The sequence below is a fragment of the Brachyspira sp. genome (genome assembly GCF_050873525.1).
Taxonomy (GTDB): domain Bacteria; phylum Spirochaetota; class Brachyspiria; order Brachyspirales; family Brachyspiraceae; genus Brachyspira.
The window spans coordinates 1-1772 of record NZ_JBNMIZ010000328.1; the positions used below are offsets into that span (position 1 = coordinate 1).

Annotated in this window: 2 protein-coding genes and 1 pseudogene; all 3 read right to left on the reverse strand. The window is 27.2% G+C overall.

Annotated elements, in window-relative coordinates:
• On the reverse strand, nt 1-423 hold a 423-nt coding region (locus ACR0QS_RS13090), incomplete at its 3' end, for an Rpn family recombination-promoting nuclease/putative transposase (protein ID WP_432633895.1).
• Nucleotides 424-557: 134 nt separating this feature from the next.
• Nucleotides 558-1328: an MgtC/SapB family protein gene (locus ACR0QS_RS13095; RefSeq protein WP_432633896.1), complete on the reverse strand. Its 771-nt coding sequence runs from the start codon at nt 1326-1328 to the stop codon at nt 558-560.
• Between the two features lie 51 nt (nt 1329-1379).
• A pseudogene (locus ACR0QS_RS13100) lies at nt 1380-1772 on the reverse strand (SWIM zinc finger family protein); the annotation flags it as partial.

Here is a 1772-nt window from a genome sequence, read left to right on the forward strand (position 1 = left end):
GTAAATCATATAACAGCTATGCACATTGTTCCCTTTTTTATTCAAATTAAAATTAAGTAAATTAATACTTATCACAGGATTTAATTCCTCATACTGTTCGCCTTTCTTTAAAAGTTTGCTATAGTTCATAGCCCAATAATAAAGTATTCTTTCTGGAAATCTTGAATTGCCCGATAATTGAACTTCAATGATTACAACCGTTCCATTTTTAGTAATGCATTTCACATCGACTATCGTTTCTTTGTCTTTATAATGCTGCTTCAAATTAAACGGGTTCAATATTTCAACGGCTTTAAAAGTTTTCATGTCAGCGCTAATCATAACGGCATTAATAAAATCGAGCAGAACTTTTTCGCCGCCTTTATCGGTAAAGAAATACCGAACAAAACAATCGTTTAGTGGATTAAAAGTTTTTTTAGTCATAAGAATATTATAACAGAATAATTTTATTTGTCAAAGAGATTTAATAATTTATTTTAATTTTTAAGTTGTTGCGAAGGAGGACGCTGTTTTTTTGATTAAAATTAAAAATATATTACGAATAACTATAATTTATTTTAAATATTTCCCAATTCCACTTTTTCTCTCATATTTGAAAGAGATTTTATGGGATTAATATTCAAACTCTTAAAAATATTTTCTATATTCTTATAATCCAAATTTGGAACTATTATTGAAATTTTACTTATCAAATTTGGGGAAGCCAATTCTTTTTGATTTTCTTTCCAGCCGATTATTTTTATATTTGTTACTTTTATTCCAAATCTTTCAAGTTCGTCTTCAATATTTATTTTGTCCGAATATTCTATTAAGTAAAATAAAGATTTGTCTTTGTTTGCCATCAAATAAGGAACTCTATAAATTGAAGCGCTTAAAAATACGCATAAACAACCGATTCCCGATAAAATCCATTCGCCCGAACCGATTACGATTCCCAAACATGCCGTAACCCAAACTATCGCAGCCGTTGTAATTCCATGAAGTTTTCCTCTGTTTTGAATAATCATTCCCGCTCCCAAAAATCCTATTCCAGAAACTATTTGAGCGGTTATTCTGTTATAATCTGGAGTCGTGTATAATATTTTGCTTCCTATATTTACAAGTTCGTAATTTTGAAGCATTATCATTTTGGCAAAAATTTCTTCGTAGCATGATAAAATCGCCGCTCCCATACAGACTATGCTTGTGGTTCTGCTTCCAATAGGTTTTTTATGCTGCGCTCTTTCCCATCCGATAAAAATTCCCATTAAATAAGCCACCATTATTCTTGTCGCAATTTCCAAAACGCTGTAGTCGGATAATATATACTCAATAGATTTTTCTGCCATAATTAACTCGCATAATTTTTTCGTATTTATAATTATCGAAATAATTTTTATTTAGCTTTCAAAAAATATATTTATGACGGCGTTTATATTAATAACGCTTATCGGATAAAATTTTGACTTTCCAATATTTCTAAAAACCATGAATTTATTTTTATCCAAATCGGAGTTTTTGTAATTTTTTATATAATCGATTCCATGCGAATTTATTTGATTATATTTTATATTTAAAGTTAATTTTTCGTTATTATTTAAAATATCGAAAAAAAGAATTTGACGGACTTTATCGAAATTAATATTTTCTATTTTTTGAAATTCTGAAATAAAAATTTTCGTTTCGTTTTTGTTATTGAAATAATTAAATTTAAAATCAATATTTTTTATATCTTCAAAACTTGAAATAAATAATTCTGATTTTTTAATTTCTTCAATATTTTCTTTTAAAAA

What these genes read in the sequence shown, in the direction of transcription:
- ACR0QS_RS13095 (WP_432633896.1), bottom strand. Translation starts at nt 1,328, where the DNA reads ATGGCAGAAAAATCTATTGAGTATATATTATCCGACTACAGCGTTTTG.